At 35.0% G+C, this 23,441-nt stretch carries 21 protein-coding genes; 15 read left to right on the top strand and 6 right to left on the bottom strand.

The window, feature by feature from the left end; all coding sequences use genetic code 11:
• Nucleotides 1–2 precede the first annotated feature (2 nt).
• Nucleotides 3–884, bottom strand: coding sequence for a LysR family transcriptional regulator (locus tag AC1RPX_RS04735; protein WP_481761581.1), 882 nt, complete (start codon nt 882–884; stop codon nt 3–5).
• A 136-nt stretch (nt 885–1,020) separates the two neighbouring features.
• On the opposite strand from AC1RPX_RS04735, the gene AC1RPX_RS04730 reads away from it, so the two are divergent.
• The 3 genes from AC1RPX_RS04730 (at nt 1,021) to AC1RPX_RS04720 (ending at nt 4,396) form a co-directional block, all read left to right on the top strand.
• Nucleotides 1,021–2,661, top strand: a complete 1,641-nt coding sequence (locus AC1RPX_RS04730) for a malolactic enzyme (RefSeq protein ID WP_481761580.1) — start codon at nt 1,021–1,023, stop codon at nt 2,659–2,661.
• 29 nt (nt 2,662–2,690) lie between these two features.
• On the top strand, nt 2,691–3,659 hold the full coding sequence (locus tag AC1RPX_RS04725; RefSeq protein WP_409022066.1) for an AEC family transporter: 969 nt from the start codon (nt 2,691–2,693) through the stop codon (nt 3,657–3,659).
• A gap of 146 nt (nt 3,660–3,805) precedes the next feature.
• A complete protein-coding gene (locus tag AC1RPX_RS04720) occupies nt 3,806–4,396 on the top strand; it encodes an ECF transporter S component (RefSeq protein WP_409022067.1) in 591 nt (196 codons plus the stop codon).
• Nucleotides 4,397–4,476: 80 nt separating this feature from the next.
• On the opposite strand, the gene AC1RPX_RS04715 is transcribed toward AC1RPX_RS04720, so the two are convergent.
• The 3 genes from AC1RPX_RS04715 to AC1RPX_RS04705 form a co-directional block, all read right to left on the bottom strand.
• Nucleotides 4,477–4,854: a hypothetical protein gene (locus AC1RPX_RS04715; protein ID WP_481761579.1), complete on the bottom strand. Its 378-nt coding sequence runs from the start codon at nt 4,852–4,854 to the stop codon at nt 4,477–4,479.
• Nucleotides 4,855–4,874: 20 nt separating this feature from the next.
• Nucleotides 4,875–5,570 carry a DNA/RNA non-specific endonuclease gene (locus tag AC1RPX_RS04710; protein WP_481761578.1) on the bottom strand — a complete coding sequence of 232 codons (696 nt, stop codon included), beginning with the start codon at nt 5,568–5,570 and terminating at the stop codon, nt 4,875–4,877.
• Nucleotides 5,571–5,659: 89 nt separating this feature from the next.
• Nucleotides 5,660–6,637 (bottom strand): Gfo/Idh/MocA family protein, encoded by a 978-nt coding sequence (locus AC1RPX_RS04705; protein WP_481761577.1) that lies wholly within the window; start codon nt 6,635–6,637, stop codon nt 5,660–5,662.
• Nucleotides 6,638–6,772: 135 nt separating this feature from the next.
• Here AC1RPX_RS04705 and AC1RPX_RS04700 point away from each other — a divergent pair, with 135 nt between their 5' ends.
• The 12 genes from AC1RPX_RS04700 (at nt 6,773) to msrB (ending at nt 21,417) form a co-directional block, all read left to right on the top strand.
• Nucleotides 6,773–7,450, top strand: coding sequence for a glycoside hydrolase family 73 protein (locus AC1RPX_RS04700; RefSeq protein WP_481761576.1), 678 nt, complete (start codon nt 6,773–6,775; stop codon nt 7,448–7,450).
• A gap of 177 nt (nt 7,451–7,627) precedes the next feature.
• Nucleotides 7,628–8,200, top strand: a complete 573-nt coding sequence (locus AC1RPX_RS04695) for a xanthine phosphoribosyltransferase (RefSeq protein WP_409022073.1) — start codon at nt 7,628–7,630, stop codon at nt 8,198–8,200.
• Between the two features lie 140 nt (nt 8,201–8,340).
• Nucleotides 8,341–9,480 carry a 5-(carboxyamino)imidazole ribonucleotide synthase gene (locus AC1RPX_RS04690; RefSeq protein ID WP_481761575.1) on the top strand — a complete coding sequence of 380 codons (1,140 nt, stop codon included), beginning with the start codon at nt 8,341–8,343 and terminating at the stop codon, nt 9,478–9,480.
• A 144-nt stretch (nt 9,481–9,624) separates the two neighbouring features.
• On the top strand, nt 9,625–11,850 hold the full coding sequence (pcrA, locus tag AC1RPX_RS04685) for a DNA helicase PcrA (protein ID WP_481761574.1): 2,226 nt from the start codon (nt 9,625–9,627) through the stop codon (nt 11,848–11,850).
• A gap of 34 nt (nt 11,851–11,884) precedes the next feature.
• Nucleotides 11,885–13,906, top strand: a complete 2,022-nt coding sequence (gene ligA / locus AC1RPX_RS04680) for an NAD-dependent DNA ligase LigA (RefSeq protein WP_481761630.1) — start codon at nt 11,885–11,887, stop codon at nt 13,904–13,906.
• Nucleotides 13,893–15,041: a CamS family sex pheromone protein gene (locus AC1RPX_RS04675; protein ID WP_481761573.1), complete on the top strand. Its 1,149-nt coding sequence runs from the start codon at nt 13,893–13,895 to the stop codon at nt 15,039–15,041. Before ligA ends, AC1RPX_RS04675 begins: the two co-directional genes overlap by 14 nt.
• Nucleotides 15,042–15,078: 37 nt before the next feature.
• A complete protein-coding gene (gene gatC, locus AC1RPX_RS04670; RefSeq protein ID WP_409022077.1) occupies nt 15,079–15,381 on the top strand; it encodes an Asp-tRNA(Asn)/Glu-tRNA(Gln) amidotransferase subunit GatC in 303 nt (100 codons plus the stop codon).
• Nucleotides 15,382–15,383: 2 nt separating this feature from the next.
• Complete coding sequence (gatA, locus tag AC1RPX_RS04665) at nt 15,384–16,847, top strand: Asp-tRNA(Asn)/Glu-tRNA(Gln) amidotransferase subunit GatA (RefSeq protein ID WP_481761572.1); 1,464 nt, start codon at nt 15,384–15,386, stop codon at nt 16,845–16,847.
• Complete coding sequence (gene gatB, locus AC1RPX_RS04660; RefSeq protein WP_481761571.1) at nt 16,847–18,277, top strand: Asp-tRNA(Asn)/Glu-tRNA(Gln) amidotransferase subunit GatB; 1,431 nt, start codon at nt 16,847–16,849, stop codon at nt 18,275–18,277. The genes gatA and gatB overlap by 1 nt, the downstream gene beginning before the upstream one ends.
• 34 nt (nt 18,278–18,311) lie before the next feature.
• A complete protein-coding gene (locus AC1RPX_RS04655) occupies nt 18,312–19,352 on the top strand; it encodes a diacylglycerol kinase (RefSeq protein WP_481761570.1) in 1,041 nt (346 codons plus the stop codon).
• A 132-nt stretch (nt 19,353–19,484) separates the two neighbouring features.
• Nucleotides 19,485–20,849, top strand: coding sequence for a 23S rRNA (uracil(1939)-C(5))-methyltransferase RlmD (rlmD, locus tag AC1RPX_RS04650; RefSeq protein ID WP_481761569.1), 1,365 nt, complete (start codon nt 19,485–19,487; stop codon nt 20,847–20,849).
• 130 nt (nt 20,850–20,979) lie between these two features.
• Nucleotides 20,980–21,417 carry a peptide-methionine (R)-S-oxide reductase MsrB gene (gene msrB / locus AC1RPX_RS04645; protein WP_481761568.1) on the top strand — a complete coding sequence of 146 codons (438 nt, stop codon included), beginning with the start codon at nt 20,980–20,982 and terminating at the stop codon, nt 21,415–21,417.
• A gap of 72 nt (nt 21,418–21,489) precedes the next feature.
• On the opposite strand, the gene AC1RPX_RS04640 is transcribed toward msrB, so the two are convergent.
• Nucleotides 21,490–22,809, bottom strand: coding sequence for an APC family permease (locus tag AC1RPX_RS04640; protein WP_481761567.1), 1,320 nt, complete (start codon nt 22,807–22,809; stop codon nt 21,490–21,492).
• A 104-nt stretch (nt 22,810–22,913) separates the two neighbouring features.
• Nucleotides 22,914–23,309 carry a DUF4828 domain-containing protein gene (locus AC1RPX_RS04635; protein WP_481761566.1) on the bottom strand — a complete coding sequence of 132 codons (396 nt, stop codon included), beginning with the start codon at nt 23,307–23,309 and terminating at the stop codon, nt 22,914–22,916.
• Nucleotides 23,310–23,441 lie beyond the last annotated feature (132 nt).

The following is a 23,441-nucleotide window of genomic DNA, read 5'->3' as shown; positions in this document are numbered from 1 at the left end:
TATTAGATAGAAGGATCAATTAAAACGTCAATTAATTTTGCTTGTGTAGGCGTTAAAATATGACTTGTACGATAAACGAGTGACATTAAAAATTTAGGTTGATCTAATTCCGATAAGGGGAGTGAGACTAAATCATCTGCAGCATCCAATGCTAGTTCTGTTAAAAAACCAATACCAACATTTTCGGTAACCATTTTTTTAATAATCTGACTGTCACTTGTTGTATAGATAATCTTTGGTTTGAAATGATTTTTTGTTGTTAACTCTTTAAAAGCGATTGGATGAACAAAACCCTCATTTTGCATAATAAATTTTTCATTTCGAAGTTCAGAAAATTTAACGGATTCTCTTGAAGCAAGTGGATGATGTTTGCTAACGATAATCTTGAAGTGTTTAGATGCAAAATTTCTGGCAATTAAGCGGTCATCTTCTATTGGTTTAACGGAACCTAATAAAGCCATATCTAATGATCCGTTTATTAACTGAAGAAGTAGGGCTTGGGAACCGTTCTCAACTGTATCTAGATGATTAATCAGACCTGAATTAAATAAATTGCTGACAATTTGCGGAAAATAGTACGTTCCTATAATAGGTGGTAATCCAAATCGAACGTGCTCATTTTTAAGTTGGTTAATTTCTTGGTTAGCAATTGTTAATTCTTTGAGAATAATATTAACATGTTCAGCGAATTGTTCACCACTTGGTGTAAAAGAAACTTGATGATGTGATTGATCACGAATAATCAGATTTGTGTCTAATTCAGTTTCTAAGCGTTTCATTGCAGTTGTGATTGTTGGTTGACTAACTGAAAAAAAATGAGCAACTTTTGAAAAATTTCTCAAATTAATTATTTGTTGATAATATTCTAAATCTCGAATGTTCATTATAATCTCCTCTAAATCAACGTTTATAATCCTCATATAAATAATATTTATAGTATAACACATGTTTGACTATAATTTTTAAAGGGGTGTATTCTTGCTCTTGTAAGTTAAAGAGAAAATAAAATATAAAAAAATAATGGAGGAATTAATGATGACAAAAGCACAAGATATGTTAAATAACCCATTTGTAAATAAAGGTACAGCATTTACAATGGAAGAACGTCGTGAATTAGGACTTATTGGTATGTTACCAGCTAAAGTTCAAACAATTGAAGAACAAGCAACACAAAACTACGCACAATATTTAAGTAAAGAAACTGGTCTTGAAAAACGCCATTTCTTAATGGAATTATTCAATGAAAACCGTACACTATTTTTCTACTTAATGGGACAACATGTGGCTGAATTTATGCCAGTTGTTTATGATCCAGTTGTTGCTGATTCAATCGAAGAATACAACGAAATTTATGTAAATCCACAAAACGCTGCATTCTTATCAATTGATCATCCAGAAGATATCGAAGCAACATTAAAAAATGCTGCTGCAGGACGTGACATTCGTTTAGTCGTTGTGACAGATGCTGAAGGTATTTTAGGTATGGGCGATTGGGGTGTCAACGGTGTTGATATCGCAATTGGTAAATTAATGGTTTATACAGCTGCTGCTGGAATTGATCCTTCACAAGTTTTACCAGTTTCTATTGATGCTGGAACAAATAATGAAACATTATTGAATGATCCATTATACCTTGGTAACAAACATGAACGTGTAACTGGTGACAAATACTATGACTTCGTTGATGGCTTTGTCCAAAGTACAAAGAACTTGTTCCCAGAATTGTTATTACATTGGGAAGATTTTGGCCGTTCAAATGCTGCTAATATTCTTGAAAAATATCAAAACGAAATCACAACATTTAATGATGATATCCAAGGTACAGGGATTGTTGTTTTAGCTGGTATCTTAGGTGCTCTAAGTATCACTAAAGGTTCAATTGTTGACCAAACAGTTATTACTTATGGTGCTGGTACTGCTGGTGTCGGAATTGCTAACCAAATTATGGACGAAATGAAACGCGCTGGTGTTTCAGAAGAAGATGCTCGCAAACGTTTCTTCTTAGTTGATAAACAAGGATTGTTATTTGATGATACAGAAGACTTAACACCTGGCCAAAAAGAATTTACGCATAAACGTTCAGAATTTGCTAATGCTGATGAATTAACTTCTTTAGAAGCTGTTGTTAAAGCTGTTCAACCAACTGTTATGATTGGTACATCTACACAACCTGGTACATTTACAAAAGAAATTGTTCAAGACATGGCTTCACATGTTGAACGTCCAATCATCTTCCCATTATCAAACCCTACAAAATTAGCAGAAGCTAAGGCTGAAGATTTGATTGCATGGACTGATGGTAAAGCTTTAGTTGCTACTGGTATTCCAGCTGATAATGTTGATTACAAAGGTGTTACTTACCAAATTGGTCAAGCAAACAACGCACTTATGTACCCAGGTCTTGGATTTGGGATTATCGCTTCAACATCTTCAAGAGTTAATGGCGAAATCTTATCACAAGCTAGTCATGCTTTAGGTGGAATCGTTGATACTACAGCCGTTGGTGCTGCCGTATTACCACCAGTAACACATTTAGCAGAATTCTCACAAACAATTGCTGAAGTAGTTGCCCAAAGTGTTGTTGACCAAAAATTAAACAAAGAAGCAATTACAGATGTTAAAAAGGCTGTCTCAGATATGAAATGGACACCTAAATACTAAAAAAAGCGTAGAGAGAAGGACAATTAATTATGGTATTTTTCCAATCAATTCAAAGTGTTCTAGTTGTTGTTTTGATGATGGTACTTGGATACATTTTACAAGTTAAAGGTTGGTTCGCTGATTCATTTGGTGGCAATATCTCATCATTAATTACAAAAATTGCTTTACCAGCTTCAATTTTCGTTTCTGTTTTAAAATATTTAAAACGTGATCAATTAGCTGCATTGTCAGGTAGTTTACTCTACCCAGCAATTGCTGTTATTATCGGTTACTTAATTGCATGGGCACTTGTTCATATCTTGAACATCAAACCTGGTCGTCGTGGTATCTTCATGAATGCCGTTGTTAATGCAAATACAATTTTCATTGGTTTACCTTTAAATATTGCGTTGTTTGGCGATAAGAGTATCTCATATTTCCTTGTTTACTATATTATTAATACAGTTTCAACATGGGCATTTGGTGTTTTCTTAATTTCAAATGATGATCCAACAAAAGACAAATCAGATAAAACGAAAAAGAAAATTAACTGGGCTAAAGTAATCCCAATGCCACTTGTTGGGTTCATCGTTGCATTAATCTTCTTGGTTCTTGCAATTCCAGTTCCTGATTTTATTAGCCAAACATTAGGTTATGTTGGTGGATTAGTTACACCATTATCATTAATCTATATTGGTATTGTGTTAGCTAAAGCCGGTTTGAAGAGTATCAGATTTGATCGTGATACAGTCGTTGCATTACTTGGACGTTTTATTTTATCACCAATCATTTTAATCGCTGTTATTCTTTTAGGTACACATTTAACTGGTGCAGATTTAGCACCATTATTACAAAAAACTTTGATTGTTCAATCAGCTACACCAATGTTAGCCGTATTACCAATCTTAGCTAATGAAGCACATGGAGACGTTAAATACGCAACAAACATTGTTACAACAAGTACAATCTTGTTCATCATTGTTGTTCCTGTTTTAACGACCCTTATCTCATTCATGTAATATAAAATTTATTTAAAATAGAACGTCACTGATTACCTCTATAATTAGTGACGTTCTATTTTTTTGCATATTAAATGGTAACAATCGTTAAATCGGTTATAATAAGGGAACGGAAGTGAAATGATTAAATTTGTAGGAGTAAGTAGATGAAAACTAATAATAAAACATATCATATGAGTATTTTGGCGTTATTTATTTCAATCATTATTGTTCAAAATTTTGTGCCATTATTTGGTTACATCCCTGTTGGCCCCTTAAGCATCACAACCATTCATATCACGGTGATTGTTGCTGCTTTAGTGTTTGGCTGGAAAGATGGTGCATTTATCGGTGGTGTCTGGGGATTAATCACATTTATCAGGGCGTTTGTGTCGCCAACTAGTCCACTTGCACCCATTGTTTTTACAAATCCACTTATAGCAATTGTGCCAAGAATTTTAATTGGAATTGTGACAGCAGTCATTTTTTACTTTTTATATAAATGGTGGAAAAACAAAACGTTAGCCATGATTATTGCCTCTGTTTTTGGTTCATTGGTTAATACGGTTTTAGTTTTAGGCCTTATCTATCTTTTATATCATGGGCAAGCAGCTAATTTTTATAAAGTTGATATGGCACAATTATTACCATATATTATGGGACTAGTTGTCACAAACGGTATTCCAGAGATGATTTTAGCAGGGATTGTTGCGCCATTGATAGCAAGACCTTTACAAAAAATAGTTCGGAAAAGTTAGAGAACAAAATACACGATGCTAATAGGTAAAAATAAAAAAGTTATTAACAACGAATGATATTTCGCTGTTAATAACTTTTTTTAGTTGAATTTAGAAATAATTTTAGAATCTAATGTTCCATTTTCTAGTGCAATTAATGCGTCGATTATAGGCATATGATGAATTTCAGTATCATCTGCTAGCAGACTACTAGGAATAAAAAAGGTTGTTGAATAGTGATCACCTGCTAGATAATCACCATCAATTGTCTGACCTAAGATACAAACGTCATCCCAGTTCAAAGAGATAGTATCAGGTGTTTTCAAGAAGTTCATTGTTTCTAAAAATTGTGTTTGAAGTGAGCTGCCAGGAAATTGTAAATAGCCATCATTTGTCTGACGGATATTTGAATTAAGTAATAATTGTTGTAGCGTTTGTGGTGCTGAATCTATCAGTTGACTTTTTAATTCTGTGAACATGAATAACACACTCCTTTGAATTAACGTTTATTCAAAATAGTAACATTAAATTTAATATTGCCCCAAGAAGTTGTACTTTTACCTTGCATTTGAATTGCTTTAGGGAAAAGTGACTTACCAGAAAAAATTGGTGTTACCTGATAACGGACATGATCTCCTTTATCAACTGCTGCACGAACTGCGTTTTCATACTTGGTCATGTAGGGTGTGTTAACAGGGTTTTGATATAATGTTGCTAAATTTTCTTTTTTATCACCACTACCACCAAGTTGTCGACCGATTAAATGTCCACGGGAATGAAAATAAGGTGACAGCCCTGACACAAAACCAGTTGGTCGAATTGAAGAATCTGCTGATGACCCTCTAGATTCTAAAGCTTTAACTAAAAGAGCATTGGCCTGAGTAGCACGGCCAAGAGAGTCAAGAGCGCCGTATTTTATCCAACCATTGGCATTATCTGCAAGATCACTTTTTGAAAAGGTTGGCGCACCATTATCCACAATTCCATTAATGGCCTTGCTACTATTAATAGAACTAGTATTTGCTGTTCCTGTCCCATTTTTAACATTGACTGAAGTTGAATTGCCATTTGTTTGTAGCAAATCTTTTACAGTACTAGGTAATTTTCCGCTGAAAAGGGAGACAACTAAAATGACAGCAAGTCCAATTAGATAATTACGTGTTCGATTCTGAATATAACGTTTCTTTCGTTTCATAAAATTAACTCCAACTCTTTTTCTTTTAGTGTAGCATGGAATTAAAAAAAGTTATCAACAATTTCTAGTGATAACTTTTCAGATGAAGCTTATTTTTCAAAAGGATATTTAAAGCCCCATTGTTCACGAGCTTGTGTCATTATTGACATAACATCTGTTGTTTTTTCTAAGAATGGTTTAGGATTTAAATTACCCAAAACCATATCTTGAACATCTTTAATTTCATAATTCATGGCTTGTTTTGTATGGCCGGCAGTGATTTCTGTAGCTGTTCCATCAGATAATACAAGAGCAGCTTTATTAGCTCGAGGATAATCGTAAACAGTAAAGTAACCACCTTCATAAGCAATAATACCCATTTTAGGCATTTTAGCTCTGAATGTTAAGGCAACAGTTGCGAGTTCATTATTGGCATTTTGTAAACTAATCGTTTCAGATTCGTCAACACCTGATTCGAATAAATTCATTGCTGAACCTGTGATTTCTGGTGTGGCTGTCATGAATTGACGGACAAAGGCTAATGCATAAACACCGATATCTAATAATGCGCCACCAGCTAAATCAGGATTGAAGAAACGATTTGTTGGATCAGGATCTTTAAAACTACCAAATGAGGCTTGGACCATTTTTAGTTTGCCTAATTTTTTTTCTTCAGCTACTTCAATAATTTTTTTATAAAGTGGCATATGATAAATAGTCATTGCTTCTTGTAAAATCAAGCCTTTTTCTTCAGCTAAATCAGTTGCTTGTTTAAGTTCATCACTAGTCATGGTGATTGCTTTTTCACTTAAGACGTGCTTGCCAGCTTTAAGTGCAGCCAAGATTGTGTCGATATGGTAGTTGTGAGGTGTCGCAATGTAAACGATGTCAATTTCATCATCAGCTAATAAGTCTTCATAGTTACCATAGGCATGTGGAATATTAAATTCGTTAGCAAAAGTTTGCGCTTTTTCTAAGTTTCTTGAGCCAGCGGCATAGATTTCACCAAATGGTTGATCAAAGTAAGTTGTAAAGCTGTGAGCGATGTTACCAAGTCCAATAATTCCCCAATTTAAATTTTTTGTCATTATGTTCTCCTGTCTCATTTAAGATAGCTCAAGCTTAACAGAAATTTAATAAAAAGAGAAAAAATACGATGGTAATAGATATAGAATTAGGGTAAAATAAGTGAAACAATTAAATGTATAGGGACGGGTGTACTAATGAAAAAGAAAAATGGTCGGGGGATTTTTGTAAAGAACGGTAAAATTCAAGTTGCGAATATTGTTGTTTTAATTTTAATTCTTGGTATTATTACAGTCGTTGTTTCAATGAACGTTCATAAAAAGAATGTTGCTCGAGATGAATCTATTGCGACGTCATTATCAACCTCAAAAATTGAAGCAAGTGAATCAGCAAAAAAAGCAGCAGCAGAAGCTAAAAAACAAGCATTTATTAAGAAAGTAGCACCTGAAGCACAAAAAATGCAAAAAAAATATAAAGTCTTTTCTAGTATTACAATTGCACAAGCTATCTTAGAATCTGATTGGGGAACGAGTTCTTTAGCTAAAGACTACAATAACCTATTTGGAATTAAAGGAACGGGCGCACGTGCAAAAGATTTCAAAACTAAAGAACAAGAAAAAGATGGCACATGGAAGACGGTTACGGCTAAATTTATCGTCTTCAAAGATTGGGACGAAGCAATTATGTCTCATTCGAAATTATTAGCTAATGGAAATACATGGAATAAAACACAATTTGCTGACGTTCTTTCTGCAGCAACTTACGAAGATGCAGCAGCAGCTTTAGTAGTTGATGGGTACGCAACAGATAATGATTATAGTACAAAATTAACAGATATCATTAAACAATATCATTTAGATAAATATGATAAATAAACGGGATTAATGTCAAGTATAATAACGATAAATGAGTAGATTCAAATTGAAATTACCCTTATATTATGTTATTCTTAAGTCATTCAAAACCGGAATGTAGCTTTTTTACTTATACCGAAGTGAAAAAGCTATTTTTATACCCAAAAAAATATAAATAGCAAGAGGAGCGTACCCCACGTGAAACTTTTAGAAGACAGAATTATGCAAGATGGTATTGTATTACCAGGAGATGTATTGAAGGTCGATCAATTTTTAAATCACCAAGTTGATCCTGATTTAATGTTAGCAATGGGTGTGGAATTTGCTGAATTATTCAAAAATGAAAAAATTACTAAAATTTTAACAGTTGAATCATCAGGTATTGCCCCAGCAGTATTCGTTGGGTTACAATTTCATGTTCCTGTTGTCTTCGCACGTAAAAATAAGAGCGTTACGATGCAAAATGATTTATATTCTGCTTCTGTTTACTCGTACACAAAGAAAGTTGAAAATACAATTGCCGTTGCCAACAAGTTTTTAGGTGAAAACGATCGTGTTTTAATCATTGATGACTTCTTGGCAAATGGCCAAGCAGCTGAAGGACTCTTCCAAATTTGTGACGAAGCTAAGGCAGAAATTGCTGGAATTGGAATTGTAATTGAAAAATCATTCCAAAAAGGTGCCGAATTAATTCATGAACGTGGCGTACGTTTAGAATCACTTGCTAAAATTTCATCATTTGATGGTGATCAAGTTCATTTTGAAGATTAAATTAACGAAAAGAGCGCAAAATGTGCTCTTTTTTATTTTCTTATAAAATTGTTAAATTATGGTTGTTAAAACTTGATTGCCCCGCGGGATAACAGTATGATTAAGGGTATAAAGCAAAAGTAGAAAGTAGTGAATATATAGTGGAAAAAAAAGTTATCTTTCCTGGAAGTACATTGGGAATAATCGGAGATAGTCCAACGGGTGCAATGTTGGCTATGGCTGCAAGAAATTTAGGGTTTAAAATCGCAGCATACAGTCAAAATGAAGTTAGTGAGACACTTCAATTAGCAGATTATTCTGTTGTAGGTAAGATGAATGATAAGGATAAATTGAAAGAATTCGCTGAACGAACAGATATTGTGACGTATGAATCTGAACACGTTAATTCAGAAGTGATTGAATATATTTCAAAATATACTTATGTGCCACAAAAGTATAATGCATTAGAAATTATGCAAGACCGCTTGTTGGAAAGAGCTTTTTTTGAACAATTAAATATTAATATTCCACCTTTTGAAACAATTGTATCATTAGAAGATGTGTATAATTCTGTACTTTCAATTGGGTATCCCAGCGTTTTAAAACCAATCCAAAAAGGGTTTGGTAAAAGTTACCAGAGTGTTCTCAATACGCAAACTGATATTTCAGATGCGGCGTACTTGGTTGAACGTGGCACCTATATTTTAGAATCATGGATTCCTTATGAACAAGAAATCTCAATGGTTCTTATCAAAAATGGTAAGGAAATTAATTTTTTCCCAGCTGTTGAAAATAAATATCGTGATCATCGATTACACGAATCAATCGTACCAGCTAACTTAGATACAGAAATTTCTGCTGAAATGCATAAAATTGCCATTAAAGTTGCGGAAAATCTAGACTACACTGGCGCATTAGAAATTGGCTACTTTGTAACTAAATCAGGTGCAATTTATGTTAAACGTGTCGTGCCCGCTATGCATCAATCAGGGTATGTTTTTGATAAAGCAACAAACGTTAGCATGTATGAACAGCATTTACGTGCCATTTGTGGATTGCCACTATCAAAAGTGAAATTCCTTGCACCAACTGTTATGGTGTCATTAAAAGAAGAAGAACGTGCCGATTTAAAGACACAGTGGGTTCTTAAAAATAATTGGTATTACCATTTTTATCGTTACCCTGAAAATCATAAATTAGATCGTGCTGGGCATATTTTGGTTCAGTCAGATTCAGTTCGTGAAGCATTGAATCAAATTGAAGATACAGGCATTTGGGATAAAAAAGAAACAACAAATTAAATGAAATTAGAAGGATGAATCGTTTTGAATCGGTTCGTCTTTTTTTATGAACAAGTTGAGACATATATTCATAAAAATTAAAGAAGTTAAGGCGTTTTTTTGCTATAATAAATAATGACTGATTTATAGAGAGGATTGATTAATTTGACTACTGAAAGCTTATTGAACGGAATGAATAACAAACAAAAAGAAGCTGTCCTAAAAACAGAGGGACCACTCTTAATTATGGCTGGAGCTGGAAGTGGTAAAACGCGAGTATTAACGCATCGCGTTGCTTACTTAATTGAAGAAAAAGGTATCAATCCATGGAACGTATTAGCAATCACATTTACAAATAAAGCATCAAAAGAGATGCGCGAACGTGTTAATAAATTACTTAACAAAGGGGCAGAAGATGTTTGGGTTTCAACATTCCATGCACTTTGTGTTCGTATTTTGCGACGTGATATTGACCAAATTGGTTATAATCGTGCATTTACAATTGCCGACCCAGGTGAACAAAAGACTTTAGTAAAACGTATTTTAAAAGAACAAAATATTGATCCACAAAAATTTGACCCAAGAACCGTTTTAGGAGCAATTTCAAATGCAAAAAATGATTTATTAACAGAAAAAGAATACGCAGAACGTGCTGCAAGTATGTTCGAACAAATGGTAGCTAAAGTTTATACGGCATATCAAAAAGAGTTACGCTCAAATCAAGCAGTTGATTTCGATGATTTAATTATGTTAACTATCCGTTTATTTAAAGAAAAGCCTGAAACATTGGCTTTTTATCAAAATAAATTTCAATATATCCATGTGGATGAATATCAGGATACTAATGAAGCACAATATACCTTAGTAAACATGTTAGCTGAACGTTTCAAAAATCTCTGCGTCGTCGGGGATGCTGACCAAAGTATTTACGGTTGGCGTGGGGCAAACATGGATAACATTATGAATTTTGAAAAAGATTATCCTGATGCTGATGTTGTTAAGTTGGAACAAAACTATCGTTCAACGAAAACAATTCTGAATGCTGCCAATGCAGTTATTGATAATAATACGAACCGCAGTGATAAGAGTCTTTGGACTGATAATAAAGATGGTGAGAAAATTTCTTACTACCGTGGCCAAAGTGAAAATGATGAATCACATTATGTGGTTGAAAAAATTCAAGAACAAATTAAAGATAATCACTTAAATTACGGTGATTTCGCCATTTTATATCGAACGAATGCACAGTCTCGTGTGATTGAAGAGACATTCTTAAAATCAAGCGTTCCTTACAAAATGGTTGGTGGACACAAATTCTACGAGCGATTGGAAATTCGAGATATCTTAGGCTACATTCGTTTAATTGCTAATGATCAAGATTCAATGAGTTTTGATCGTATTGTAAATGTCCCAAAACGCGGTATCGGTGCAAGTAGTGTGGACAAATTACGTGAATTTTCAGATATGAATAATTGGACAATGCTTGAAGGTGCTGAAAACTCAGCGCTTGCTAATATTTCTGGTAAAGCTGAAAAATCATTACAAGAATTTGCCACAATGATTCGTGGATTACAAAAAATGCGTGAGTTCTTGAATGTGACCGAGTTAACAAAAGAAATTTTAAAACAATCAGGTTATGAAGCTAATTTGAAAAAGACGAAAACGATTGAAAATGAAACGCGACTTGAAAACGTTGAAGAATTCTTGTCTGTAACTCAGCAATTTGATGATCGTTGGGAAGCTGAAGAAGATGATAGTGACCGTTATGTTGATTTCTTAGCTGATTTAGCACTAGTTTCTGCACAAGATGATATTGAAGAAGAACCTGAAGAAGTCACATTGATGACATTACATGCCGCTAAAGGACTTGAATTTCCAGTTATCTTTTTAATGGGATTGGAAGAAGGCATATTCCCTCTTTCTCGTGCCATGTTAGAAGATGATCAACTTGAGGAAGAACGTCGTTTAGCATATGTCGGAATTACTCGTGCTGAACGCAAATTATATTTAACAAATGCTTTTTCAAGAATGTTGTATGGTCGTCGTCAAAGTAATCAAGCTTCACGTTTCATTGGTGAAATAGATGAGTCATTACTTGAATTAGATAATCAAACGGCAGCACCATCTCGTAATTCATCGTATTCCAATCAACGTGCGACGGCGACAACATACCGTCGACCTGCTAAAACCGTTGAACGTGATAATGGTACAGGTGCTGATGCAGTTGTTTGGCGTATTGGTGAAAAAGTGGAACATAAAGCTTGGGGTACTGGGACAATCGTTAAAGTTTCAGGATCAGGTTCGGATGCTGAACTTGATATTGCTTTCAAAGAACAAGGGATTAAGCGTCTGTTGACAGCTTTTGCACCAATTACAAAAAAAGTGGACTAAATAAAAGGAGGGTTCAAGTTTGTCAAATCAAGCCATAACATTGGAAGAAGCAACTAATAGAGTGAATCAATTAAAAACTGACTTAATCAAATGGACGCGTCAATATTATGTCCTTGATCAGCCAACAGTTGAAGATCATGTTTATGATGAACACTACCTACAACTAGTAGAACTTGAAAAAGCCTTTCCTAATTTAGTGACACCTAATTCACCAACGCAACGTGTTGGTGGCCAGGTACTGCCTGGTTTTGAAAAAGTTTCGCATGAAGTACCAATGCTTTCATTGGGGGATGTCTTTTCCATTGAAGAACTATCGGAATTTGATCAACGATTACAAAAATCAGTTGATGCTGAGGTAAGTTACAATACTGAACTCAAAATTGATGGATTGGCCATTTCGTTAACATATGAAAATGGTGTATTCGTTAAAGGATCAACTCGTGGAGATGGCACAATTGGTGAAAATATTACTGAAAATCTTAAAACAGTCAAATCAATTCCACTAACATTGACGGAACCCATTTCAATTGAAGTTCGTGGAGAATGTTACATGCCAACAAAGGCGTTTGTTGCGTTGAATAAACGTCGCGAGGAAGCTGGAGAAACGGTATTTGCTAATCCTAGGAATGCAGCAGCAGGTAGTTTACGACAATTAAATACAGCTGAAACGGCTCAACGACAATTGAGTACATTTATCTATTATATAGTTGATCCGGATGTCAAAACTCAAAGTGATGCGTTAAAACGCTTGTCTAAACTTGGATTTAGAACAAATACTGAATCACGTGTTACGAGTGATATGACAGAAATTTCGGCATACATTAATGAATATCAAGCAAAACGTCATGATTTATCTTACGATATCGATGGTATTGTTATTAAAGCAAATTTATTCACGATTCATGATGAAGTTGGTAATACGGTTAAAGTTCCAAAATGGGCAATTGCCTATAAATTCCCGCCAGACGAGCAAGAAACTAAAGTTCTAGATATTGAATGGACGATTGGTCGAACAGGTGTCGTAACACCAACTGCAATCATGAATCCTGTGCAGTTAGCGGGAACAACAGTTTCTCGGGCATCATTGCATAATGGGGATTTACTGAAACAAAAAGATATTAGAATTAACGATACGGTTAAGTTGCATAAGGCTGGGGATATTATTCCAGAAATTTCTGAAGTTGTCTTAGATAAACGACCAGAAGACAGTGTTGTGTATAGTTTGCCAACGAACTGCCCAGTTTGTGGAGCAATATTAGTTCATCTGGATGAAGAAGTTGCATTACGTTGTATCAATCCAAAATGTCCCGCACTCATTAAAGAGAGTCTGGCACATTTTGCTTCTAGAAATGCGATGAATATTGATGGACTAGGGCCTAAAATTGTTGAACAATTATTTGAAAATAAGTTAATTAGTGATGTTGCAGGATTGTATCAGTTAACTGCCGATCAACTGTTAACGCTAGATAATTTCAAAGAAAAATCGGTTAATAAATTATTAAATGCAATTGATATTAGCCGACAAAATTCAGTGGAACGCTTATTATTTGGACTAGGAATTCGGCATGTTGGAGCTAAGGCTGCTCGATTGGTTTCAGCCGAATTTAAAGATATTCATCAATTAATGACAGCAATTTCCGAAGATATTCTCGTCATTGATTCAATCGGACAGGTGATTGCGGATAGTCTTGTGACTTATTTTGCCAATGACCAAGTTCGTGAATTGATTGATGAACTGGATAATGCGCAAGTTAACTTAACCTTTTTAGGCAAAACAACTGCTGAAATTGCAGAATTAGCTGAAGGTAGTCCCGTGATGGATAAGAAAGTTGTCCTAACGGGAACACTTGATCAGTTGAAACGAAGCGATGCTAAAAAATGGCTTGAAGCAAATGGTGCTTCTGTTGTTGGTAGTGTTTCGAAAAAAACAGACCTATTAATTGCCGGGCATGATGCTGGAAGTAAGTTAACAAAAGCGAAGCAACTAGAAATTGAAATTTGGGATGAACAACAATTTATCTCAGTTATGGAAGGAGTGTCATATGAAAAAAATTAAGATTGGACTTATGTTAAGTTTCTCGTTAATTTTCTTAGCAGCCTGTGGCAATGTTGCCTCATCAGGCTCGTCGGGAACCTCTAAAAATACATCAAGTTCTGGTTACCAGACAACTGGCCAAACAAGTGATAGTAACTATGAAGGTGTCATTAAAGATGGTAAATATTTAACAAGTAAATCAAGAGGTGTGGCACTCACACAAAATGACAATGTCTTGAATTTAAAAAGTTTTGAATCTGGTCTGTTAGATTTATCTAAAGATCAATTTGCTACTGACAGTTATATTTTCCAAGAAGGACAATATTTAACAAAAACGACTGTTCAAAGCTGGTTAGGACGTGAATCAAGTGCTAATAAAGACGGATTAAACCCTAAGAGTAATGGTAAAACGGGTGAAACAGACCGTAATCCCATGTATGTACAGCAAGTTGAAGAACAAGATTTTATGACAAAAAAAGGCAGCAAATTATCACTCTCGGGTATCTCGGTAGGTATCGGAATGAACTCAGTTGATTATTATCAAAAAGAAGAATATGGGGCTGAATATAAAACCGTTATTTCTGATGCAACAATGAGAGAAAAGGGTAAAGAAGCTGCTAACAAAGTGGTTGCTCGTCTTCGTAAAACCAAAGGAATTAGTGATAGCGTTCCAATCATGGTGGCAATGTACAAGCAAGCACCAAACGATAGTTTAGTTGGCGGTAGTTTCTACGCCTACGCTGTGAATAAGAATGGTAAAACGACGATTGATAATTGGGATGATGTTTCAATTAAGAGTTATACGTTCCCAACGACATCGACGGCCACATCACCTAATACAAATGATGAAACGACATTTACGAATTTTAAAACTGAAGTTCAAAGTTTCTTTCCTAATTTAGCAGGTGTAACAGCACAGGTACAATATAAAAACAAAGCAATTACAGGGATGCACATCAATATTACAACTCAATTTTATAGTGAAACAGAGATTATTAGTTTCACTCAATATTTATCAACAACGGCCGTGAAATATTTAGCATCAGGGATTCCAATTGACATTACTATCAAAGGTAGTGATGGGACAATGCAAAGTTTCCTTGCCAAAACAGCTAAAGAAAGCACATACTATACGCATGTATTTACCAGTTATTAAAAAGAAATTAATTTGAATTTTGAAGGGATGGTTTTGAATGTCAATTAGTAAAGAAGAAGTCAAACATGTCTCAGAGTTAGCTAAACTAGAACTCAGTGATACAGATTTAGAACTATTTACCAGTCAATTAGATGATATTATCGGAATGGCTGAACAATTATCAGAAGTAGATACAACAGGCGTTCCAGTAACGACACATATTACAGATGTTCTCAATGTGATGCGTGAAGATGTCGCAGAAGAAGGAACAGATCGAGACTTACTCTTTAAAAATGCACCGGATAGTGAAAATGGCCTTATTAAAGTGCCAGCAATTATTGATGAAAGTGAGGAAGCTTAAGCATGGATTATTTCAAACAAGATTTATCAAGTTTACATGACGCATTAGTTAATAAAGAAATGAGTTCTGAAGAATTAACGAAGGCAACCTTTGCTGAAATTAAAGCACGTGATTCAAAGATTTCTGCTTTCCTCGCAATGAACGAAGAAATGGCACTTAGCCAAGCTAAGGCTGTTGATGCTGCTGGTATCGATGCAAATAATGTCTTAGCCGGGATACCAATGGCTGTTAAAGATAATATTGTGACAAAGGATTTAACAACAACTGCTGCAAGCAAAATGTTAGAAAATTTCAATCCAATATATGATGCAACAGTGATTGAAAAAATGCGCCAAGCACAAATGGTGACAATTGGTAAAACAAACATGGATGAATTTGCTATGGGTGGTTCTACTGAAACGTCAGCTTTTAAAACAACAAAAAACCCTTGGAATACAACGAAGGTTCCCGGTGGCTCATCAGGTGGTTCAGCTGCTGCAGTTGCTTCAGGTGAAGTTATTGCTGCTTTAGGCTCAGATACTGGTGGTTCTATCCGTCAACCTGCTTCATTTAATGGTGTCGTAGGAACAAAACCAACTTATGGTCGTGTATCACGTTATGGTTTAATTGCATTTGCATCAAGTTTGGACCAAATTGGACCATTCACACGTGGCGTTAAAGATAACGCTGCTGTTTTAAATGCAATCAGTGGTAACGATGTTCATGATTCAACGAGTTCAGCGCAAGCTGTTCCTGATTTTACTGCTGGATTAACTGGCGATATTAAAGGAATGAAGATTGCTTTACCTAAAGAGTATTTAGGTGAGGGTGTTGATGCTGGTGTTAAAGAAGCCATTCAAAAAGCAGTTAAGACGTTTGAAGAACTTGGCGCAACAGTTGACGAAGTTAGTTTACCAAACAGTAAATATGGTGTGCCCGTTTACTATATTCTAGCTTCTTCTGAGGCATCATCTAATTTACAACGTTTTGATGGTATTCGTTATGGATTCCGTGCACAAGACGTTAAGAGTTTGGAAGATGTTTATGTACGTTCTCGTTCAGAAGGTTTTGGGGATGAAGTTAAACGTCGGATTATGTTAGGAACATTCTCATTATCTGCTGGAACTTATGACGCTTTCTTCAAGAAAGCAGCTCAAGTTCGGACTTTAATCTGCAATGATTTCCGTAATGTATTCAATGATTATGATTTGATTATTGGGCCTACTGCACCTAATACAGCATTTAATATTGGTGATAAAATTGAAGACCCAATTACAATGTATATGAATGATATTTTAACGATTCCAGTTAACTTGGCTGGACTACCCGGCATGTCAGTTCCTGCTGGATTCTCAAATGGCTTACCAGTTGGATTACAATTAATTGCGAAATCATTCGATGAAGCAACAATGTATCGTGCTGGTTACGCATTTGAACAAGCAACTGATTTCCATAAAGAAGTCCCTACGTTAGGAGGCCAAAACTAATGAATTTTGAAACAACAATTGGACTTGAAGTTCATATTGAAATGAAAACTAACTCTAAGGCATTCTCACCTTCAAAAGTTGATTTTGGGGCAGAACCTAATACGAATACCAACGTTATTGACTGGGGTTATCCAGGTGTTTTACCAACTGCCAATAAAGGGGCAATTGAATACGGAATGCGTGCTGCCTTAGCTTTAAATTGTGAAATCACAAAGGATAACCATTTTGACCGAAAAAATTACTTTTATCCTGATAATCCAAAAGCTTACCAGATCACACAATCAGAAGAACCTATTGGTCGTAACGGCTTCTTAGAAATTGAAGTTAATGGCGAAACGAAAAAAATCGGAATTGAAGAAATGCACGTTGAAGAAGATGCGGGTAAAAATACGCATAATCCTAACGGCTATTCTTATGTCGATTTAAACCGTCAAGGAACACCTTTGATTGAAATTGTTTCACGTCCTGATATCAAAACACCTGAAGAAGCTTACACATATCTTGAAAAATTACGTCAAGTTATTCAATTTACCGGTGTTTCTGATGTGAAGATGGAAGAAGGATCAATGCGAATTGATGTTAATATTTCAATTAACCCAATTGGCCAACCCGGTTATGGGACAAAAACTGAAATGAAAAATTTAAATTCATTTGAAAATGTGCGTAAAGGACTTGAATTTGAAGAAAAACGTCAAATAAATGTCTTGATGTCTGGTGGTATTGTTCAACAAGAAACACGCCGTTTTGATGCACCAACTGGTACAACTATTTTGATGCGTGTCAAAGAAGGGGCTAGCGATTATCGTTATTTCCCAGAACCAGATATTCCACCAATTCATATTAGTGATGACTGGATTCAAGAAGTTAGAGAATCAATTCCCGAAATGCCTGACAAACGACGGACACGCTATGCAAGTGAATTAGGCTTGCCTGAATATGATGCTGAAGTCTTAACACAAACAAAAGAAATGTCAGATTTCTTTGAAGACACAATTAAGTTAGATGCAGATCCTAAGTTAGCTGCTAACTGGTTAATGGGTGAAGTTAATGCGTTCATGAATACAAATAAATTAAACTTACAAGATACTAAATTAACACCAGCAAATCTTGCTGGAATGATTAATTTAATTACTGATGAAACAATTTCAAGTAAGATTGCTAAAAAAGTTTTCCAAGAAATTATTAAAAATGGTAGCGAACCTAAAGCTTGGGTTGAGTCTAAGGGACTTGTTCAATTATCTGACCCAGCTAAGTTACAACCCATTATTGATGGTATTTTAGATAACAATGAACAATCAATTGAAGATTTCAAAAATGGTAAAGATCGTGCTGTTGGATTCTTAATCGGACAAATCATGAAACAAACACAGGGACAAGCAAATCCTAATGTGGTCAATCAATTATTGATGGCCTCATTGAAGCAAAGATAATCTTATTAAAATAAGATTCATGTGGAGGAACGGAATGAGAAAAAGAGCCAGAATTATCTATAACCCAACATCCGGTCGTGAGGCTTTAAAAAGTGATCTCGTGAGTATTCTAGACATCATTGAAAATGCCGGGTATGAAACTAGTGCTTATGCGACGACAGCGAAGAAACATTCAGCTCGAGATGAAGCAACGAGAGCTGCTAAATCAGGGTTTGATTTAGTAATTGCTGCTGGTGGCGACGGAACCATTAATGAAGTTGCTAATGGAATTGCTGGTCTTAAGCACCGACCTAAGATAGGTGTTATTCCAGCTGGAACGACAAATGATTATGCGAGAGCTTTGAAAATACCTAGGGATGATTCAGTTGCTGCTGCAAAAGTAATTGCAAAAGGTAACACAGTTAAAATGGATGTTGGACAAGCTGGAGAAAAATATTTCATTAATATCGCTGGTGGTGGATTATTAACGGAATTAACTTATGATGTTCCTTCACAATTTAAATCACTTTTTGGTTATCTGGCTTATTTAGCTAAAGGTGCTGAAATGTTACCTAGAATGAAACCAATTGAAATGAACCTTGAGTATGATGGGGGAATTTTTAAAGGGAAAGCATCAATGTTTTTATTAGCATTGACGAACTCTGTAGGTGGCTTTGAACAAATCGTACCAAACGCTTCACTTGATGACGGTAAGTTTACCTTGCTTATTGTTAAAGCGACTAATATCGCCGAAATGTTGCATTTAATGGCACTTGTGTTAAATGGTGGGAAGCATATTAATGATAAACGTGTGATTTATGTTAAAACGTCTAAATTAATTGCTAAACCAGTCGATAATAAAATGATGATTAATATTGATGGTGAATATGGTGGTGATGCACCAATGACTTTCAAAAATTTAAAGCAACATATCGAAATTTTTGCGAATACAGATGCATTGCCAGAAACGTCAATTACGTCAGGTCGTACGGCTGCCGAAATTACAGCTGAAGAACATTTTGTAAAAGAAGTCCAAGAAATGCATAGTGAAGATGTTGACGGTAATGGTACAATTAGTAAAGTAAGAGATAACTAAGAAATTAAGTAGGATTGAGGTGCTTGGTAAAGGCCTCAATCCTGTTTTATTTCTAGAGTTGGCAACTATTGACTTTTAGGGGTTAAACATGGTTGAATAAAGTAAATACGCAGGAACATCGAAAGGACAACAATGAAAAAACTACCTCCAGTAATAAAGAACCAAGAATTTGATACAGAAATTATCGATTTAACTTATCAAGGTATGGGTGTCGCTAAAGTTGATGGCTACCCATTATTTATTGAAAATGCATTACCAGGCGAAAAAGTTAGTATTCGTGTAATGAAAGTTAGCAAGAACTTTGGTTTCGCTAAAGTTTTAGCTTTTCGTAATGAGAGCCCAGATCGTGTTGAAACAAAAGGTTCAGCATATACACAAACTGGAATTGCACCTTTACAACATTTAGCATACCCAGCACAATTAAAATTCAAACAAGCACAAGTTCAAGAGTTATTGAAAAAAGCGCATTTGGATATTGAAGTATCTGATGCTGTTGGAATGGAAAATCCTTTCCATTACCGTAATAAAGCACAAGTGCCTGTTCGCGAAATTGCTGGTGAATTAAAAACAGGATTCTTCAAGAAAAACAGTCATGATTTTGTTGCAATTGAAGATTTTTTAATTCAAGATGAAGAAATTGATAAAGCAATCGTAGCTGTACGTGATGTCTTACAACGTTTCCATGTGGAAGCATATGACGAACGTGCACATAAAGGGATTATCCGTCACATTATGGTTCGCCGTGGTCATTACTCAAAACAAATGATGATTGTCTTAGTAACACGCTCTAAGAAATTACCAATGTTTACTGAAATTACTGCTGCAATCCGTGAATCATTACCTGAGGTTACAACTATTGTTCAAAATACAAATTCTGAAAAGACAAATGTTATTTTAGGCCGCGAAAACAAAGTTTTATTTGGCCCTGGTTATATTGAAGATCAATTAAATGGATTAACATTTAGAATTTCACCACATTCTTTCTACCAAATTAATCCTGTCCAAACAGAAAAATTATATGCTGCAGCATTTGAACGTGCTGGTTTAACTGGTAATGAAACAGTTATTGATGCTTATAGTGGTATTGGAACAATTTCATTATCAATGGCAAAACATGCTCGTCAAATCTATGGTGTAGAATTAGTTTCTGCAGCGGTTAAAGATGCGAAAGAAAATGCTAAGATTAATGGTATTGATAATGTTCGTTTTGAAACTGGGATGGCAGAAAACTGGATGGAAAACTGGAGTCATGCTAACTTAAGACCTGACGTTTTAGTTGTCGATCCTCCTCGTAAGGGGCTAGAACCAGCATTTATTGAAAGTACACTTAAAATGCAACCTAAAAAAGTTGTTTACATTAGTTGTAACCCTTCAACATTAGTTCGTGATTTACAGAGCTTCTTAGATGATGGTTACAAAGTTACAAAACCAATTTTACCAGTGGATCAATTCCCACAAACAACACATATTGAAACAGTTACAATTTTAGAAAAATAACCAATTTAATATAATAGATGAGGAAGACCAAAGGTATTTTACTTTTGGCCTTTTTTTTGCAAACAGATAAATTGTATTCAGTGTGAAAAAGAGTATTCTAATGATATCTTAAAACATTAGGAGGTCCATTATGTCAAAAGAAACTGAAAAAGAATTACGTGAACGTTTAACTAATGAAGAGTTTGAAGTTACACAACATGCTGCAACGGAAGCGCCATTTACCGGTAAATATGATGACTTCTATCAAAAAGGAATTTACGTTGATGTTGTTAGTGGGGAAGCACTTTTTAGTTCAGCAGAAAAATATGACGCTGGCTGCGGTTGGCCATCATTTTCAAAACCAATCCCAGGTTCTAAGATTGCTGAGTTGGTTGATAATAGTCTTTTTGGTTATCAACGAACGGAAGTTAGAAGTAAGGAAGCAAATTCACATTTAGGTCATGTATTTACTGATGGACCTAAAGACCAAGGCGGATTACGTTATTGTATTAACTCTGCCTCATTGAAGTTTATTCCTGAAGCAGAAATGGAAGCTGCTGGATATAGTAACTATTTAAATAATTTATAAAAAATAAAAACATTCGACTTAAGGGATATGAGCCTATCTGGCTCTAAAAGTTGAATGTTTTTATTTGTATAATTATCCTTGGCTTTTTTGATGAATAAAGTAAACAGGAATGCCAAGTCCCGTTATTAATAGACCAACAAGTGCTAACGTCGTTTGTGTTAATAGTGTCGCAACGAGTATAAAAATACCCCCAATAATCGCGATGATTGGAATGATTGGATATAAAGGAACTTTATAGGGTCTATTTAATTCAGGTTCACGTTTTCGTAATATAAAGATAGCAACGAAAACTAGTACATTAAAAATCCAAATAACAAAAATAAGCATATCTGTTAATAAATCAAAACTACCTAAGAACATCATTATTATTGCGATACTTATTTGTAAAAAGCCCGCAATATATGGAACTCTCGTATGAGGAGATAAGCGTTTTAGCCAATTACTAAAGGGGAGTTGGTTTTCTAAGGCCATCGCATATGGAACGCGCATACCGGTTAACGTATAGCCGTTAGTGGCACCGTAGACTGAAATTAAGATACCAACGGTCACAAACTTACCACCAAATTGTCCAAATAGTTGTCTTGAGGCATCAGAAGCTGCATTTAAATTGCCAGCTAATCCTGAAATAGGAAGAGCCTTAAGAAAAACAAAATTAATTAATGTATAGATAATTGTGATGAAAAATAATCCTGAAATAATGGCTTTCGGTAAATCACGTTCTGGATGGTGCATCTCTCCGGCAATATTTCCAACCCCAATCCAGCCATCATAAGCAAACATGGTCGCAAGAAGGCCGCCACTTAAAGCAGTAAAGAAAGACTGGTGCGCGCCGGATGTTAACGGAATTAAACTAAACGTCACTTGTCCAGGAGTGAAAATCCCCCATATCACAATGACAATAATAGGTAATAATTTTAAAACTAATGAAATTGATTGAAAGGTACCACCAACTTTGGCGCCTAAAAAGTTAATCAATGTGATACTGATTCCACTAATTAAAGCAAATGGGATAATTAAATGTGAATCAAGATGGAAAAGATTAATTAATTGTGTGCCAAAAATAATTGAAAGAGCTGCAATGTTTGCTGGATAATAAATGATTATTTGTGCCCAGCCAAGTAAAAATGCTGGGAAACGGCCATAAGTATATTCGATATATTTAATGGCGCCACCAGTTTCTGGGATGGCGGCTGCAAGTTCTGCAGCGGTTAATCCAGCACAGATAGTTAAAAAGCCACCAAGTAACCAAACAAATAAAGTTAAGTTAGCAGATTGGGTTTGTTGTGTAACGCTTGAAACTTTAAAAAAAACGCCTCCGCCGATAACTGTTCCCATTACAGTTGAAAGGGCAGCGAAAAAGCCAATATCTCGTTTTAGGTGATCATTGTTCATGGAAAAAGGTCCTCGTTTCTATATTAAAATGCGTATTTAACTATTTTAGACTATTTAAACGTGTAATGAAACAAAAAATGAAGATGATAATCAACAAAATTCTGTTAATCTACATCTTCATTTTTATCATCTTGTGATTCTACAATTGGGGCTAATTTAATGGGATAGGTCCGGTTATCTGCTTCGTCAAACAAACTCACTGGTCCTTGATCGTTTGCATCAATTCTTAGATGAAAACCATATTCATCTAAGAAACTAAGTTCACGCTCATCTATATGTTCAATCTTACCATCGAGTGCACGTTCGTCAATTCGAATTGTGAGGTCTGATGAAATATCCAAATTATGGTGTCGATGACTTAATTCATCGTAGAATAGCCAATGTCCAGCATAAAAAATAGGTAAAGAAACCTTAGTTTTAGGTGCGGTTATAGACTTAATATCTTTCGTTAATCCAATAAAAAATGATGCACCTAGTAGTGCAAAACTACGTTTCTTCACAGCTATCCCTCCTAATTAGAACTCTTCTACTTAAATATAGCACTTTTAGCTAACAAGCGGAAAGAATTGCCCAAAATATATATAAATTTAATCTATCGTCACAAAATTGAAATAAAGCAATCGTTATGAAAA

This window comes from Dellaglioa sp. CoH-56-MRSF-14 (genome assembly GCF_056782115.1).
Note: the sequence above shows the minus strand (reverse complement) of the source record. Positions and strands in the feature narration are given on the sequence as shown.

Excerpts from the sequence above, each read along its gene's own strand:
- AC1RPX_RS04735 (WP_481761581.1), bottom strand. The coding sequence starts at position 884 with ATGAACATTCGAGATTTAGAATATTATCAACAAATAATTAATTTGAGA.
- AC1RPX_RS04730 (WP_481761580.1), top strand. The coding sequence starts at position 1,021 with ATGGAGGAATTAATGATGACAAAAGCACAAGATATGTTAAATAACCCA.
- AC1RPX_RS04725 (WP_409022066.1), top strand. The coding sequence starts at position 2,691 with ATGGTATTTTTCCAATCAATTCAAAGTGTTCTAGTTGTTGTTTTGATG.
- AC1RPX_RS04720 (WP_409022067.1), top strand. The coding sequence starts at position 3,806 with ATGAAAACTAATAATAAAACATATCATATGAGTATTTTGGCGTTATTT.
- AC1RPX_RS04715 (WP_481761579.1), bottom strand. The coding sequence starts at position 4,854 with ATGTTCACAGAATTAAAAAGTCAACTGATAGATTCAGCACCACAAACG.
- AC1RPX_RS04710 (WP_481761578.1), bottom strand. The coding sequence starts at position 5,570 with ATGAAACGAAAGAAACGTTATATTCAGAATCGAACACGTAATTATCTA.
- AC1RPX_RS04705 (WP_481761577.1), bottom strand. The coding sequence starts at position 6,637 with ATGACAAAAAATTTAAATTGGGGAATTATTGGACTTGGTAACATCGCT.
- AC1RPX_RS04700 (WP_481761576.1), top strand. The coding sequence starts at position 6,773 with ATGAAAAAGAAAAATGGTCGGGGGATTTTTGTAAAGAACGGTAAAATT.
- AC1RPX_RS04675 (WP_481761573.1), top strand. The coding sequence starts at position 13,893 with ATGAAAAAAATTAAGATTGGACTTATGTTAAGTTTCTCGTTAATTTTC.
- gatC (WP_409022077.1), top strand. The coding sequence starts at position 15,079 with ATGTCAATTAGTAAAGAAGAAGTCAAACATGTCTCAGAGTTAGCTAAA.
- gatA (WP_481761572.1), top strand. The coding sequence starts at position 15,384 with ATGGATTATTTCAAACAAGATTTATCAAGTTTACATGACGCATTAGTT.
- gatB (WP_481761571.1), top strand. The coding sequence starts at position 16,847 with ATGAATTTTGAAACAACAATTGGACTTGAAGTTCATATTGAAATGAAA.
- AC1RPX_RS04655 (WP_481761570.1), top strand. The coding sequence starts at position 18,312 with ATGAGAAAAAGAGCCAGAATTATCTATAACCCAACATCCGGTCGTGAG.
- rlmD (WP_481761569.1), top strand. The coding sequence starts at position 19,485 with ATGAAAAAACTACCTCCAGTAATAAAGAACCAAGAATTTGATACAGAA.
- msrB (WP_481761568.1), top strand. The coding sequence starts at position 20,980 with ATGTCAAAAGAAACTGAAAAAGAATTACGTGAACGTTTAACTAATGAA.
- AC1RPX_RS04640 (WP_481761567.1), bottom strand. The coding sequence starts at position 22,809 with ATGAACAATGATCACCTAAAACGAGATATTGGCTTTTTCGCTGCCCTT.